We start from the raw sequence: 13,918 nt of genomic DNA on the forward strand, positions 1-13,918 counted from the left end.
TTCCCGTTATGTCCGATTCTCCCAAGCTCGACTTCATCCGCGAGATCATCGCCGGCGACCTCGCGTCCGGCAAACATGAGACCACGATCACCCGCTTCCCGCCGGAGCCGAACGGGTACCTCCACATCGGCCACGCGAAGTCGATCTGCCTGAACTTCGGGATCGCCCAGGAACACCCGGGCGCGCGCTGCCACCTGCGCTTCGACGACACCAACCCGGAGAAGGAGGAGACCGAGTACGTCGAGAGCATCAAGACCGATGTGAAGTGGCTCGGCTTCGAGTGGGGCGAGAACCTCTACTACGCCAGCAACTACTTCGATTTCTACTACGAGTCCGCCATCCATCTCATCAAGAACGGCAAGGCCTACGTGGACCATCAGACGTCCGAGGAAATGCGCGCCAACCGCGGCAACCTCACCGTCCCCGGCACGCCCTCGCCTTACCGCGACCGCAGCGTGGAGGAGAACCTCGACCTTTTCGCCCGCATGAAGGCGGGCGAGTTCAAGGAGGGCGAGTGCATCCTGCGCGCGAAGATCGACATGGCGTCGCCGAACCTGAACCTCCGCGACCCGGCGCTCTACCGCATCCTGCACGCGGAGCACCACAACACCGGCGATGCGTGGCACATCTACCCGATGTATGACTTCGCGCACCCGCTGGAGGACGCGCTGGAGCACATCACCCACTCGCTTTGTACGCTGGAGTTTGAGAACCATCGCCCGCTTTACGACTGGTTCATCGACAACTGCCCGGTGCCGTCGAAACCGCGCCAGATCGAGTTCGCCCGCCTCAACCTGACCTACACGGTGATGAGCAAGCGCAAGCTGCTCCAACTCGTGAAGGAAAACCATGTTTCCGGTTGGGACGATCCGCGCATGCCGACGATCTCCGGCATCCGCCGCCGCGGCTACACGCCGGAGGCGGTCCGCAATTTCTGCAAGCGCGTGGGCATCACCAAGTACAACGGCACCACCGACGTGGCGCTGCTGGAATACGAGGTCCGCGACCATCTCAACAAGACCGCGCCGCGCCGCATGGCCGTGCTCGACCCGCTCAAGCTCGTGCTCGCCAACTGGCCCGACGGCCACGAGGAGGACGTCGAGGTCGTCAACAATCCGGAGAACCCGGAGGATGGCACCCGCAAGATCGCCCTCACCCGTGAGGTGTGGATCGAGCGCGAGGATTTCATGGAGGACCCGCCGAAGAAATTCTTCCGCCTCGGGCCGGAACGTTACGTCCGCCTGCGCGGCGGCTACATTGTGAAATGCACCGGTTACGAGAAGGCGGAGGATGGTACCATCACCGAGGTCCGCGCCGAGTTCCTGCCCGGCACGATGGGCGCGGATACGCCGGAAGGCGTGGTCTGCAAGGCCGCGATCCACTGGGTCAGCGCCACCCACGGCGTGGACGCCGAGGTTCGCCTCTACGACCGCTTGTTCACCGTGGAGGATCCGGATGGTGCCGAAGGCGGCTTCCTGTCCGTGATCAACCCGGACGCCCTCAAGGTGGTGGCCGCGAAGGTGGAGCCCTCCGCCGCCACGGTGGAGCCCGGTTTCCGCTGCCAGTTCGAGCGCACCGGCTATTTCATCGCCGATGCCAAGGACCACGTTGCGGGAACGAAGGTGGTGTACAATCGCACCGTCCCGCTCCGCGATTCGTGGGCGAAGCAGAAGTAAGCTCGCCTGCAAACTCGTCCTGTTTCCAGTCACGATCGTATGCTAGCCATGCGGTCGTGATGGCCCTCGCGCTTACCCCGCACATCGTCAGTGTCCTCGTCGGGACTGTGACGGGGTGCATCCTTTACTGGGGGATGTTCTGGTTCCGTCGAGCGTTGGCACGCGCGGCCTTGGTCCGCTGGTCGATCCGTGAAGGAGTGCAACTTACCCAGATGGAACGCGGTGGTTTTTTCACCAGTCCCTTTATCTGGGGTGGTTTCGGCGCGCACAGTTTCCGGGTCACTGTCCTCGATCGCGAGGCGAGGGTTTTGAAGGCATGGGTGCTGGTTCGCTGGTTGACCGACAAAGCCGAAGTTCGGTGGGACGAGGGGGATGAACCGTCGTGACGGAGTGTTGGCGGGCGAGAAATATAGAGCTGTCCTTTCGAGGCTGCATTGCGTGCCGATCCGGTCTAGACTGACCGGTATGCCGCTTCCCAGTGCGATCCTGGAAACCTGCCTGTCGGTCGAGGACATCGGCCGGGCCCGGGATTTCTACCACGGGCTGTTCGGGTATCCGGTGATGGCGCAGGACGCGCGCTTCTGCGCGCTCGACGTGGGCGGGAAACAGGTCCTGCTGCTGTTCCGGCGGGGGAGCGATCCGGAGGGCAGCCATCTGCCGTTCGGGTTCATTCCGCCGCATGGCACGAACGGGGCGTCGCACCTCGGGCTCAGTATTCCGGCGGAGAGTCTGGCCGATTGGGAGGCGCGGCTGGCCGACTCCGGGATTGTCGTCGAGAGCCGTTTCACCTGGCCCCACGGCGGCACCAGCCTCTATTTCCGCGATCCCGACGGCCACCTCCTCGAGCTGCTGACGCCGGGCGTCTGGCCGACCTACTAACCGGGGCTTCGCCTCGCTTCCATCTTGCCTCTTGTCCGTTAGGGCGGCAGGATGGGGGATACCGGAATCCCATGAGCGAAGCCGCGGATAACACCCTCCGTCTTGCCCTTGAGCGGATCAAGGAACTGGGGAATCTCAGCGAGGAAAAGGGGCGGCTTACCCGCACCCTGCTCTCGCCCGCCAGCCGCGAGGTGGCCTCGCGGCTGATGGCGTGGATGGAGGAGATCAAGATGCAGGTGTCCCACAATGCGATGGGCACGGTGCGGGGCGTGCTGCCCGGCACCCAGCCGCGGGCGCTGCCGCTGCTCATCGGCTCCCATTTCGACACGGCGGTGGGCGCGGGCAAATACGACGGCGTGCTCGGCATCGTGGTCGGCCTGGCGGCCTTGGAACGGCTGGCGGCGGACGGCATCGTGCTGCCGGTGCCGGTCCATCTGCTGGGATTCGCGGACCAGGAAGGTGTCCGTTTCCACACCACCTACCTGGGCAGCCGGGGCGTGTGCGGGGACTTCGACGAGGCAACTTACGCGCTGCGGGATGACACGAACACGACGCTTTCGACCTTCCTCGCGCTGGCGGGTTGGACCGAGGATTCCACTGACATCGAATATGCACCGGGCAGCGCGCGGGGATTTCTGGAAGTTCACATCGAGCAGGGGCGGGTGCTCGAGGAGGCCGGGCAGCCCGCGGGATTGGTCACGGCGATCTGTGGTCAAAGCCGGGTGGTGGGGTCCGTCCGGGGCAGGGCCGAGCACGCGGCGACCACGCCCATGGAGCTGCGCCACGACGCCCTCACCGGCGCCGCCGAGTGCCTGCTGGCAATCGAGAAGATGGCCCGCGAGAACCCACCGCTGCTGGCCAGCGTGGGCAAGATGCAGATCGATCCCGGCACCAGCAATTCGGTCCCGGGAGTCGCCTCCTTCACCTTGGACCTGCGCCATCCCGAGGATGCGGTCCGCGCCGAGTTTCTGGAAAAACTCCGCGCCCGCTGCTCCGCCATCGTCACCCAGCGTGGCCTGAAGCTCGAGTGGCGGGTGGTCCTGGATCACGATGGCGTGAGCTGCGATGTGGAACTCGGCCGCCGTTTGGCCGGGGCGCTCACCACCGCCACCGGTGCGGTGCCGCGCCTCGCCAGCGGTGCGGGTCATGACGCGGTGATCATGGCGCAGGTCGCCCCGATCGCGATGCTCTTCGTCCGCTGCCGGGGCGGCCTCAGTCATCATCCCGACGAGTTCGTGGCGGAGAAGGACGTCGGCGCAGCCATCGAGGTGGTGTTCCGCTTCCTCAAGTCCTTCCTCGTGGGAGGCTGATCAATACTTCGCCTGTCCGGCCAAGGTGACTCTCACATCACCGATGAACACGCCCGCGCGGATTTCCAACGGGATGCGATCCGCATCGTCGCTGAGCCAGAGCGTGGCCTCCTTGAGCTTCTTGTAGGGCAGCAGCGCCAGGCTGGTGGTGTCGATCTTTAGCATCTTCACCGTGAGACGGATGGAGGAACGGCCATCGTGGGCCTCTCGGTTGTCGACATGGGCGTTGACCAGATAGGGATCGTCACCCGGCTGGATCACGAAGGATACGGTGTCCCCATTGTCCAGCTTCCGCCCGCGGACGAAGAGCATCGACGAGAACAGGTCGTGGACGGGGGTGAAGGCGAAGGCGCCCTTGGTGTCATACTGGAATCCGGTCGCGAAGATGCGGGTGTTGCGGCTCCAGTCCACGCCCTTCGGCGAATAATCGAGGTGATAGGTGACCCGGCGCTTCTCCAGATCCTCGACACTGTGGAAGATCTTCGGACGGAGCGATCCGGACTCCATCTCGGACCAGTACCAACTTTTGAAATCGAACAAGGCCGAGGCCGGGCCGGTGCTTTCGCCGTGGGAAGTGGCGACGAACGAACCGCCCTTGGCGTTCGCGGGATTGCCGAACTCGATCCGGATCTTCCCGGCATCCAGCAGGCCCTTCCAACTGGCCCGGTATTCCAGCGCGCAGGGCGCGAGCCGGGGATGGGCGGGGGAGTTGAAGGGAGTGAGTCCTGCCTGCCACGCGGGGGCGGCGGCCAGGGCGGGAGCGAATGTCAGGCCCCAAGCGGCCACGGCGGGCAGGAAACGCATGGCCGCTAGCATGCTCCGGTCGTCCAAGACTGCAAACGTAAATTACGTTACTGTCTGATTGAGAAAAATAGAAAATTATTTATTCTTGGCTGCAGTTAATACCCTTTCTATGACGGTGTCTCCCCAGCCGAACGATTTAAGGTAATTCTTGGTGAAGCTTTTGGTGTATTTGTCTATCATTGCTAATATTAAAACGAAGGATCTATTGACTATCCAAGGGTCGGTGAATATTTCTTCAAAAAACTGCAATCGGAAATTTTTTGCAAGATCCTCTATTTCGGCCATGCTTTTCAGATTTAATTTGTCAGCGTGCTCAACAAGCTCACTTTCCAAACCTTTAATGTCATCGAACTGAAAGCCCATCATTTCCAGTGTTTCTTGCATTTGCGCTGCTGCGTGGGAATCTGCAAGAAAACTTATTATTGTAGGTATGTCGATTTCGACTAAGCTTTTATCACCTCTTAATGCAGTTTCAGATTCAGCTTGTAATGTTGAGGCTTTATCGCGAATAGCCACAAACTCTTCGTCGGCGAGTTCAAATAGTCCTGCTAATCTGAAAAGTTTCCGTCTGAGGCTGCGGGGAACATCGGCTTCTTTTTTATACTGAAGTGCATGAGAGACTGCCGCCCAAGAATGTTGCAAAACTGTTCGAATTTGGATTTCCGCCTTCATGTCTGCATAGATTTTCCATTCCGGTAATGCAGACCGAGCTTCATTTAGGGAAATGATAAAATGTAGTGACAGATACCCGAATTGATCTGGTGAGTATCCGTCTGGTTGATGTGTTTCTTCTTTTTCGACAATATTGAACTCTTCTCGGATTACTTCTCCAGCTCGAGGCACATCGTCTTCGTAATAAAGAACGATCCTGATGCCGGCCAAATCAGGAACTGAAGATAAGTTTCCTTTGTAATTCTTGCCTGGGCGGTTGATTTTTTCTCGTAGGCTGTCGAGAGATTTAGCTCGGGATTCTGAGAAGTGTCTTCGAATTGATCGAGTGTCGAGCAAGTCTCTCAAGAGTGCCTCTAAGCGAGATGAAAATGATTCATATCGTGTGTGCAATGCACTATATTGATTAATTAAATCGTCATGAGGAGATGGCATCTTGGTGCTCTGAATGAAGGTGTAAAATTAAAGTCGCCAATTGGTTCCAAATATTCGTGTCAGAGTAAAGAAGCTTTTCTATGATGTGATAAAGGTATATTGATATAGCGTTGGAGCAACGAAAAAGCCCGCCGTTTCCGGCGGGCTTTGAAAGGGGAGTCTGCTTACGCTCCCGGCAGCTCGATGAAGCCTTCGAGCTTCCGGATACGGGTGGGGTGGCGCATTTTGCGGAGGGCCTTGGCCTCGATCTGGCGGATACGCTCGCGGGTGACCTGGAACTGGCGGCCCACTTCCTCGAGCGTGCGGCTGTAGCCGTCCTTGAGGCCGAAGCGCTGCTCCAGCACCTCGCGCTCGCGCTCGGTGAGGGTGTCGAGCACGTCCTTGATCTTCTCCTTGAGCATCGAGAAGCCGGCTTCCTCCATCGGGTTGTCGGCGGTCTTGTCCTCGATGAAGTCGCCGAACGAGGTGTCGTCCGAGTCGCCCACGGGAGCCTGCAGCGAGATCGGCTGCTGGGCCATCTTGAGCACGGCGCGGACACGCTCCACGGGAAGGTGGATTTCCTCGGCGATTTCCTCCGGGGAGGGCTCGCGGCCGTATTCCTGGACCAACTGCTTCTGCACGCGCATCAGCTTGTTGATCGTCTCGATCATGTGGACCGGGATGCGGATCGTGCGGGCCTGGTCGGCGATCGAGCGGGTGATCGCCTGGCGGATCCACCAGGTGGCGTAGGTCGAGAACTTGTAGCCGCGGCGGTATTCGAATTTCTCCACCGCCTTCATCAGGCCCATGTTGCCTTCCTGGATCAGGTCGAGGAAGGAGAGGCCGCGGTTGGTGTATTTCTTCGCGATCGAGATCACGAGGCGGAGGTTGGCCTCCACCATCTCGGTCTTCGCCTTGAGTGCTTCCTTCAGCCAGTGGCGGAGGCGCTTGTTGGTCTCATCGAAGTCCTCGGCGGTGTGCCACACCTTCTGCTGGAGTTCGCGGAGCTTCGTCTGGAACTCCTTGTTCTCCGGGTCGGCCTGGAGCTTGCGGGTGTATTTCCAGAACAGCTGCTGGTACTCCTCGACCAGCTCGCAGAAGTCCTCGGTCACCTTTTGCTTGAAGTAGAAGCGGGTGTAGAGGCGGTGCAGGGTCTGGAGGTTCTTCGCGAAGTCGTCGTCGAGCTTCTTCTTGCCGCGCGGGTTCTTCACCGAGAGCTGGCGGAAGATCTCGTCATTCTCCTCGTGGAGCTGCTTGAGCTGGTCGCACTGCTTCGGCAGGATCTTCATGTAGCGCTCGCGGGACTCGATCTTCTTGTCGAGGATCACGCGGTCGAAGCGCTCCTTGCCCTTGTTGAGCTTGTCGGCGAGTTCCAGGTAACACTCGGCGGTGAAACCGAAGAGGTGGAGCTGCTTGGCCACCTCGATCTCGGCATCCTCGATGCGCTTGGAGATTTCGACTTCCTGCTCGCGGGTCAGCAGCGGGACCTGGCCCATCTGCTTGAGATACATGCGGACCGGGTCGTCGAGGATGTCCAGCTTCTGGTCGGACTTCACGTCCTCCTCGTCGTTGTCGGTGTCGTCGCGTTTCTTGTCCTTGTAGCGGTCGACTTCGGAAGCATCGATGATGTCGAACTCCATGTTGCGCAGGCGCTCCATGATCGCTTCGACGTCCTCCGGATCGACCAGGTCGTTCGGGAGGATTTCGTTGATGTCATCGTAGGTGAGGTACTCCTGCTCCTTGGCCAGCTTGATCAGCTCGCGGATCTTTTCCTGGATCTCGGGAGTGTCGATGCGGCGCTTGGACTGCTCGGAGATGACCTTGGCAGGGGCTTTTTCCGTGCCAGTGGACTCGGCGGACGCCTTCGCGGCACCTTTGGCGGGAGCGGCGGGTTTCGCGGCGGCCTTCGGTTCCGGCTTGGCGGGAGCCTTCGCCGGGGCGGCGGGCTTCTTCACTTCCTTCGGTTCCGGCTTGGCCGGGGCCTTCGAGGCGGGTTTGGCCGGAGCGGGCTTGGCGGGAGCTTTCGGCGCGGCCTTCGGAGCCGGCTTGGCGGCCTTGGGCGCGGTTTTCGGGGCCGGTTTGGCAGGAGCTTTGGGAGCAGCCTTCGGAGCCGGCTTGGCGGGCGCTTTGGCCGGGGCGGCCTTCGGAGCAGGCTTTTTCGCCGCGGGTTTTGATTTCGCGGGGGCCGGCGCTTTGGCTTTCGCCGCGGGCTTCTTGGACGAGGCTGTCTTTTTCGCCATGGTGGAACGCTAAGGAAGGCTGGAAAGGGAAATTCGGACCGTGTGACGGGAAATCAGGGCACAATTCGACTATTATAGCACAACAGAGGGTCCCCGCTGCGGGCGCGAATGATGCGTCGCAACCTCAACCCGTCAAGGTTTTGTTTAATACTTCCGTCTAACCGCTTTATGGAAGCTTTTTCGCGTTCCGGAGGATGAAGATTTTAGGCCGGAACCGCGCCCGGCGAGGGGCGCGGTTCATTCCACCCGGGAGAGGCGGGGAAGGCCGCGCTGCATGAGCTGTTCGTCCACGGCGCTGGAGGCGGCTTCATCGAGGAAAACGGTGAAGTTTTCCTCGTCGAACTCGATCGAGTGGAGGCCGCCGAGGTTGCTCTTGAAGGCCGCGGCGAGCGTCTTCATGTCCCGGATGTCCTTGCCGTTCACCTTGCGGACGATGAGGTTCCGCAGCGGCTCGTAGCCGATGGTGGCCGGGGTGGCGATGACACCGCTGAGGAAGACGATGTGATCGGCCTTGTCCTCGTATTTCTCCGGGTTCTCGAAGGCATCGAGGAGGTTCAGCGGGGCGCGGGAATGCCAGTCCTCGCCGAAGGACTCCAGCAGCGGCTTGGTGAGCTCCTGGAAGACCAGGCCGCCCTTCACGAGGTAGCGCGGGGCCTTGCCGAAGGTGTAGGCGGGCACGAGCCGCTGGGTGTCGTCGGTGAGGGTCAGGGTGACATCGAGGTCGAGCGGCTTGCCCTCGCGCAGCAGCGAGACCTTCACCACGTCGCCGGTGTTCTTTTCGCCGCGGACGAGGTGGCTCCAGAACAGGTTGCCGTAGATCGGATGGTTGTAGTAGCCGCGGCGGTCGATCGGATGGTCGCCCACGGACAGGAGCACGTCGCCCTTTTTGATGCCCGCGGCGGCGGCGGAGCTGCCCTTGCGGACGGAGGAAACATAGAGCCCGCCCTTGTCGTCCGGGATCTGGAGCCATTTCCGGAACGAGGGATCCTCGGTGCGGGCGGTGGCGATGCCGAGGCTCGGGAACCCGGCGTAGTGGCCGCTGGTGGCGGACTTCAGGAACCGCGAGAGGATCTCGGTGGAGGTCACGTCGCTGACCTGGTCCTTGGCATTGTAGCTGGCCAGCAGGCCGACCAGCTCGCCGTGGCGCAGGACTGGCAGCGAGAAGCTGCTGGCCGCGCTTTGCATCGAGGCCTTCACCTCGAAGGTGAGGAAGAACTGCCCTTCGAGGAAATTCGTGATCACATCCACTCCTTGGAGATTGCCCGGGGTGATGAGCGGCATCCCGCTTTCCTCCACCTGGAGGATGTCCAATTGGTCGCCGATGCGCGGGGCGGCGCCGATCTCCAGCGGGCGGGTGCCCTTGAAGAATTCATCGGCCTTGCTCTCGTCGTCCGCGCCGAGCAGGGCGAGGTTCGCCTCGTAGTCCACGGCGAGCACCTTGGCCGGCAGCAGCCGGGTGCCATCGGTGGTCTCGAACTCCAGGTAGGTGGAGTCGGCGATGAGCTCGCTGGTGGTGAGAATCTGGTTCTTGCCGACGATCGGGCCGAGCGCGCGGCGGCGGCCGGGCGGGTTCTTTTCCCACGGCTGGCCCGCGTTCCATCCCTGCTGGGTGGAATTGATGCGGACCACCGATTGCTTCAGCTCGGGCGCGGGCTCGACCGGGGCGGCCGGAACCGCGGGCGCGGTGGCGGCGCTGGCTTCCGGGGCGGCGATGGCGGCCACCTGCTTGGAATCGCACGAGGGCAGGGCCAGCGCGAGCAGGAGAAGGGCAGAACGTTTCATGGAGGAACGGGAAAGGCGGAGAAGGGTGGAAAGGGGAGGGATCATTCCTCGACGCGGGAGAGGCGCTTGATGTCGTAGCCGAGCTGGATCCGCTTGTTCGCGGCCTCCACTTCGGCGGACGGGATGACCACCGGGCGGTCGGCACCGAAGAGCTCGATCACGAAGAACTCGGGCTTCGTGGCCGGGTTGAGCAGCTCATTGGCGTGCTTCAGGTCCTTCACCTCCACGCCATTGATCTTGTCCACTGCGAACCCGGTGAACTCGTCCATCTGGCTGGTGAGGGGATCGCTCTCGATGCGGGTGAGCACCACGATGTCCTGGCGTTTCTGGAAACCGCCCTTCGGCACGTAGTCGGCGTAGAGTCGGCGGACGTTGATGTCGTCCATCTTCATCGAGCGCAGCAGGTTGGTGTCCAGGGGCTGGAACACCAGGCCCGCGAAGACGATGTAGCGCGGCTTTTGCTCATACTGGATGGCATACATCCGTGCCTGTGGAAGCGGCTTGAGGGTGATCTCGACGTCGTTCGGCTTGCCATCGCGGAGGAAGCGCAGGGCCACCTTGTCCCCGGCGAACTTGCGCTCGACGATCTCGTTCATGTTCACCTCCTCGCCGTCGATGGTGACCATGCCGGCGCTGTCGACCTCCTTGCCATCGAGGGCCATCAGGATGTCGCCCGGTTTCAGCACGCCATCGCAGGAGCCGGTGGGGGTCACGGTGCTGATGAGCACGCCATTGCCATCGTCCGGAAGTTTGAAGGCCTTCCGCATCGCCGGGTTGAAGAGCGGAAAATCCGCCACCCCGAGGTCGGCGTAGGAATCGTAGCGGCCGTCCTCGATGTCCTTGAGGAAGCGTTTGATGACCGGCGTGGGGATGATGTAGCCGGTGTTGTCGGCCTGGCGGAGGCCCTGGAAGGCCACGCCGACCACCTTGTCATCCTGCACCACCGGACCGCCGGAGTTGCCGGGATTGATGGCGGCATCGATCTGGACGATCAGGTGGGAGTCCGCCTGTGAGTGGGAGTAGGTGCTGAAATCGATGCGGGAAACCACGCCGCGGGTCACCGACAGGCGCTCGCCGCCGATCGGGTAGCCGATCACGCGGACCTGCGATTCCAGCGCCGGGACGTCACCCAGCGAGAATACCGGGAGCTTCTCGAAATCAGAGAAGTCCTCCACCGAGAGCAGCGCGAGGTCGCAATCGTGGGCCACGAACTCGACCTTGGCGGCGTATTTCTTCGGGCTGCCGTAGATGTTGAGGAGGATCCGCCGGGAGTTCGAAATGACGTGGGCGTTCGTCAGAATCTTGTTCTTCCCGATGATGAAGCCGCTGCCGATGCCGCCGGTGAAGCGCCCGGAATTCCAAGGCGTGGCGTAGTCGGGAACCTGGGAGGCCACCTCGATGCGCACGACCGACTTGTAGATGCCGGACGGGGCGGATGGCGTTTCCTGGGCGGAGGCGAGAGGGAGCGTGAGGGCGAGCGCGAGTAACCAAGACCGCATGACCTGCTAGGCTAGGAGGAAAACCGGTTCCCGCAAGGGAGGAAACGGTGTGCCGCGCAGGAAAATCGCGGGTATGTCAGCGGACCTCGGGCGCGGGAGGCGGGGCCTTGTCCGGCGTCGGCAGGTCGGGAAATTGGCCTGCGATGGTTTTCCGGTGGGCGGGGTTGTCCTGGAGGCTGTCGTTCAGCTTCACCAGCAATTCTTGATCGGGTTTCACCATGCGCGAAATCCACTTCGCCGCGTCGACGCAGCGCTTTTCGGCGAGGCATTTCCGGGCGAGGGAGCCGTAGGCTGGATCGAGCTTCTCGCGCTTCGGGTGGGCGGCGAGGTAGTCGGTGAGCAGGGCCATGTCCTTGCCGTCCGCGTTGCAGACGAATACCTCGAAGGCGGCTTCGCACTTGGCGCAGTTCTGCACCGTGCGCATCATGTTCAGGGAGAACACCGTGTCCTCGGTGGCGCGCTTGCCGGGGGCGATGCAGAGGTTGGCGAAGAAGAGCTTCTTGTCCGGAGTCGGCTCATGGGTGCCATAGACTTCCCAGGCCCGGCCGACCCCGCGGGCTGACTGGATCGCGATGAGGCGCGGGGCGGTGACAGCCCGGACGGCCTCGTCCTCGCGGTGGGCACGGTAGTCCTGCCAGGCGGCGGTGAGGTCCTTGGCGTCGAGGGTGCGGGCGAGCTCGGCGACGTAGGCGGAGCGCGGGTGGCCGGGGCTGAAGCGGTCGTAAAACTCGATCGCCTGGCGCGGATCGGCTTTCACGACCTCGGAAACGAAGGCTTTCAGGAGCGGTTCGCCGGTTCCCGGTTCGTAGCCGCCGTTTTCACCGAGCCACTGGAGGCCCTTCGCGGGATCGGCCTTGGCCTGGGCGGCGGCGTCCTCCGGGGTGGCGGATTTCGCATCCGCCGGGCGGGCCGGGAAGGTGGCGGGCACCTTTTCCATAGGGGCCGCCGCGATCGGATCCGCGGCCGGGCAGACCGCCGTGAGCATTCCGCATAGGAACAGGGCACGCATCCGGCAGGGATATCGGATGTCGCGGCGGAAATCAATCCACGAGGAGGCCGGGCGCCATTTGAGAACCACTCCCCGTGCCTTTGGGCTTCCCGTACCCGGAAATCGGGCCCACGCTGGCGCCGGGACAGCCACAATCATGAGCAGCAAGAAGAAGGTCAACGAGAGTCCGGACGCGGTTTTGGTGGGAGCGGGAATCATGAGCGCCACCCTGGGCGTGCTGCTCAAGGAGCTCCGCCCGGACATGAGTCTCGTGATTTTGGAAGGCCTCGGCGAGGTCGCGAAGGAAAGCTCCAGCGCCTGGAACAACGCCGGTACCGGCCACGCCGCCCTCTGCGAGCTGAACTACACGCCGGAGAAAAAGGACGGCTCGATCGACGTCTCGAAGGCGATCCAGATCAACGAATCCTTTGAACTTTCCAAGCAGCTCTGGGCGTCGCTCGTCCAGCGCGGCACCCTCGGCCAGGCCGGTGGATTCCTCACCCGCGTGCCACACCTCAGCTTCGTCCACGGCAAGAAGAACGTCGAATACCTCCGCAAGCGCCACGAGGCGCTGAAGGACCATCCGTTCTTCCGCGAGATGGAATACACCGAGGACCCGGCCACCATGGCCGAGTGGATGCCGCTGATCATGTCGGACCGCGATGGCAAGGAGCCGCTCGCCGCGACCCGCGTGGAGTCCGGCACCGACGTCGATTTCGGCGCGCTGACCAAGGCGATGATCGAGCACCTCAAGAAGCTGCCCGGCGTCACCGTCCACACCGGCCACCAGGTCGCGAATGTTTACCGCACGGATGAGGACTGGACCGTGGAGGTCGAGCCGGATTTCGCGCCGCGCTACTCGCTGCGCACGAAGTTCGTCTTCCTCGGCGCGGGCGGCGGCGCGCTGCCGCTGCTCCAGATGTCCGGCATCCCGGAAGGCAAGGGCTTCGGCGGCTTCCCGGTGAGCGGCCAGTGGCTGCGCTGTGACAATCCCGACTTGGTGGAGCGCCACTTCGCCAAGGTCTACGGAAAGGCCTCCGTCGGTGCCCCGCCGATGTCCGTGCCGCACCTCGACACCCGCATCATCAACGGCAAGCGCTCGCTGCTGTTCGGGCCGTATGCCGGTTTCACCACCAAGTATCTCAAGAGCGGATCGTTGCTCGATCTGCCGCTGTCGTTCCGCCCGGACAACTTCATCCCGATGATCGCGGCCGGCCTGGCGAACTTCGACCTCACCAAGTATCTCATTGGCCAGGTGATCCAATCGCCCGAGGAGCGCCTCGAGGCCCTCAAGGAGTTCGTGCCGGACGCGAAGATGGAGGACTGGCACCTCGCCTACGCCGGCCAGCGCGTGCAGATCATCAAGAAGGACAAGAAGAAGGGCGGCATCCTCCAGTTCGGCACCGAGGTGGTGTCGTCGGAGGACGGTTCCATCGCCGCGCTGCTCGGGGCCTCGCCGGGGGCCTCCACCGCGGTGGGCATCATGCTCCAGCTCATCGGCAAGTGCTTCCCGCAGGAAATGAAGTCGAAGGAATGGAAGGAGAAGCTCAAGGCGCTCATTCCGGCCTACGGCGAATCCATGGCCGGAAACCCGGACCTCTACCGCCAGACGCGCGCCTGGACCGCGGAGGTGCTGGGGCTGAAGGTGGGATAAGTA

General features: G+C 62.4%; 11 protein-coding genes. 5 read left to right on the top strand and 6 right to left on the bottom strand.

The annotated features are described in order from the left end of the window. Positions 1-8 precede the first annotated feature (8 nt). The 4 genes from llg_RS14985 to llg_RS15000 all read left to right on the top strand — a co-directional run bounded on the left by llg_RS14985 (position 9) and on the right by llg_RS15000 (position 3,865). A complete protein-coding gene (locus llg_RS14985) occupies positions 9-1,676 on the top strand; it encodes a glutamine--tRNA ligase/YqeY domain fusion protein (protein WP_338285489.1) in 1,668 nt (555 codons plus the stop codon). 59 nt (positions 1,677-1,735) lie between these two features. Beyond that, a complete protein-coding gene (locus llg_RS14990; RefSeq protein WP_338285490.1) occupies positions 1,736-2,062 on the top strand; it encodes a hypothetical protein in 327 nt (108 codons plus the stop codon). Positions 2,063-2,141: 79 nt separating this feature from the next. After that, entirely contained in the window at positions 2,142-2,555 is a 414-nt protein-coding gene (locus llg_RS14995) for a VOC family protein (RefSeq protein WP_338285491.1), read from the top strand. A 71-nt stretch (positions 2,556-2,626) separates the two neighbouring features. Then, positions 2,627-3,865: a M20 family metallo-hydrolase gene (locus tag llg_RS15000; protein ID WP_338285492.1), complete on the top strand. Its 1,239-nt coding sequence runs from the start codon at positions 2,627-2,629 to the stop codon at positions 3,863-3,865. On the opposite strand, the gene llg_RS15005 is transcribed toward llg_RS15000, so the two are convergent. The 6 genes from llg_RS15005 to llg_RS15030 form a co-directional block, all read right to left on the bottom strand. Next, the gene (locus llg_RS15005) at positions 3,866-4,669 is read right to left on the bottom strand and encodes a DUF3108 domain-containing protein (RefSeq protein ID WP_338285493.1); all 804 of its coding nucleotides are present in this window, start codon (positions 4,667-4,669) and stop codon (positions 3,866-3,868) included. It lies immediately after the preceding gene. Positions 4,670-4,744: 75 nt separating this feature from the next. Then, positions 4,745-5,773: a hypothetical protein gene (locus llg_RS15010; RefSeq protein ID WP_338285494.1), complete on the bottom strand. Its 1,029-nt coding sequence runs from the start codon at positions 5,771-5,773 to the stop codon at positions 4,745-4,747. 164 nt (positions 5,774-5,937) lie between these two features. Further along, positions 5,938-7,992: an RNA polymerase sigma factor RpoD gene (rpoD, locus tag llg_RS15015; RefSeq protein WP_338285495.1), complete on the bottom strand. Its 2,055-nt coding sequence runs from the start codon at positions 7,990-7,992 to the stop codon at positions 5,938-5,940. A gap of 237 nt (positions 7,993-8,229) precedes the next feature. Next, positions 8,230-9,774, bottom strand: coding sequence for a PDZ domain-containing protein (locus tag llg_RS15020; protein ID WP_338285496.1), 1,545 nt, complete (start codon positions 9,772-9,774; stop codon positions 8,230-8,232). Between the two features lie 41 nt (positions 9,775-9,815). Beyond that, positions 9,816-11,273 (bottom strand): trypsin-like peptidase domain-containing protein, encoded by a 1,458-nt coding sequence (locus llg_RS15025; protein WP_338285497.1) that lies wholly within the window; start codon positions 11,271-11,273, stop codon positions 9,816-9,818. A 76-nt stretch (positions 11,274-11,349) separates the two neighbouring features. Beyond that, positions 11,350-12,282: a hypothetical protein gene (locus tag llg_RS15030; RefSeq protein WP_338285498.1), complete on the bottom strand. Its 933-nt coding sequence runs from the start codon at positions 12,280-12,282 to the stop codon at positions 11,350-11,352. A gap of 136 nt (positions 12,283-12,418) precedes the next feature. On the opposite strand from llg_RS15030, the gene mqo reads away from it, so the two are divergent. Next, positions 12,419-13,915, top strand: a complete 1,497-nt coding sequence (gene mqo, locus llg_RS15035) for a malate dehydrogenase (quinone) (protein ID WP_338285499.1) — start codon at positions 12,419-12,421, stop codon at positions 13,913-13,915. Positions 13,916-13,918 lie beyond the last annotated feature (3 nt).

The organism is Luteolibacter sp. LG18 (assembly GCF_036322585.1).
In the GTDB taxonomy this organism is placed as follows: Bacteria; Verrucomicrobiota; Verrucomicrobiia; order Verrucomicrobiales; family Akkermansiaceae; genus Luteolibacter.

Bases quoted from the DNA above. Each gene is read 5' to 3' on its own strand.
- llg_RS14985 (WP_338285489.1), top strand. From the start codon at position 9: ATGTCCGATTCTCCCAAGCTCGACTTCATCCGCGAGATCATCGCCGGC.
- llg_RS14990 (WP_338285490.1), top strand. From the start codon at position 1,736: ATGGCCCTCGCGCTTACCCCGCACATCGTCAGTGTCCTCGTCGGGACT.
- llg_RS14995 (WP_338285491.1), top strand. From the start codon at position 2,142: ATGCCGCTTCCCAGTGCGATCCTGGAAACCTGCCTGTCGGTCGAGGAC.
- llg_RS15000 (WP_338285492.1), top strand. From the start codon at position 2,627: ATGAGCGAAGCCGCGGATAACACCCTCCGTCTTGCCCTTGAGCGGATC.
- llg_RS15005 (WP_338285493.1), bottom strand. From the start codon at position 4,669: ATGCGTTTCCTGCCCGCCGTGGCCGCTTGGGGCCTGACATTCGCTCCC.
- llg_RS15010 (WP_338285494.1), bottom strand. From the start codon at position 5,773: ATGCCATCTCCTCATGACGATTTAATTAATCAATATAGTGCATTGCAC.
- rpoD (WP_338285495.1), bottom strand. From the start codon at position 7,992: ATGGCGAAAAAGACAGCCTCGTCCAAGAAGCCCGCGGCGAAAGCCAAA.
- llg_RS15020 (WP_338285496.1), bottom strand. From the start codon at position 9,774: ATGAAACGTTCTGCCCTTCTCCTGCTCGCGCTGGCCCTGCCCTCGTGC.
- llg_RS15025 (WP_338285497.1), bottom strand. From the start codon at position 11,273: ATGCGGTCTTGGTTACTCGCGCTCGCCCTCACGCTCCCTCTCGCCTCC.
- llg_RS15030 (WP_338285498.1), bottom strand. From the start codon at position 12,282: ATGCGTGCCCTGTTCCTATGCGGAATGCTCACGGCGGTCTGCCCGGCC.
- mqo (WP_338285499.1), top strand. From the start codon at position 12,419: ATGAGCAGCAAGAAGAAGGTCAACGAGAGTCCGGACGCGGTTTTGGTG.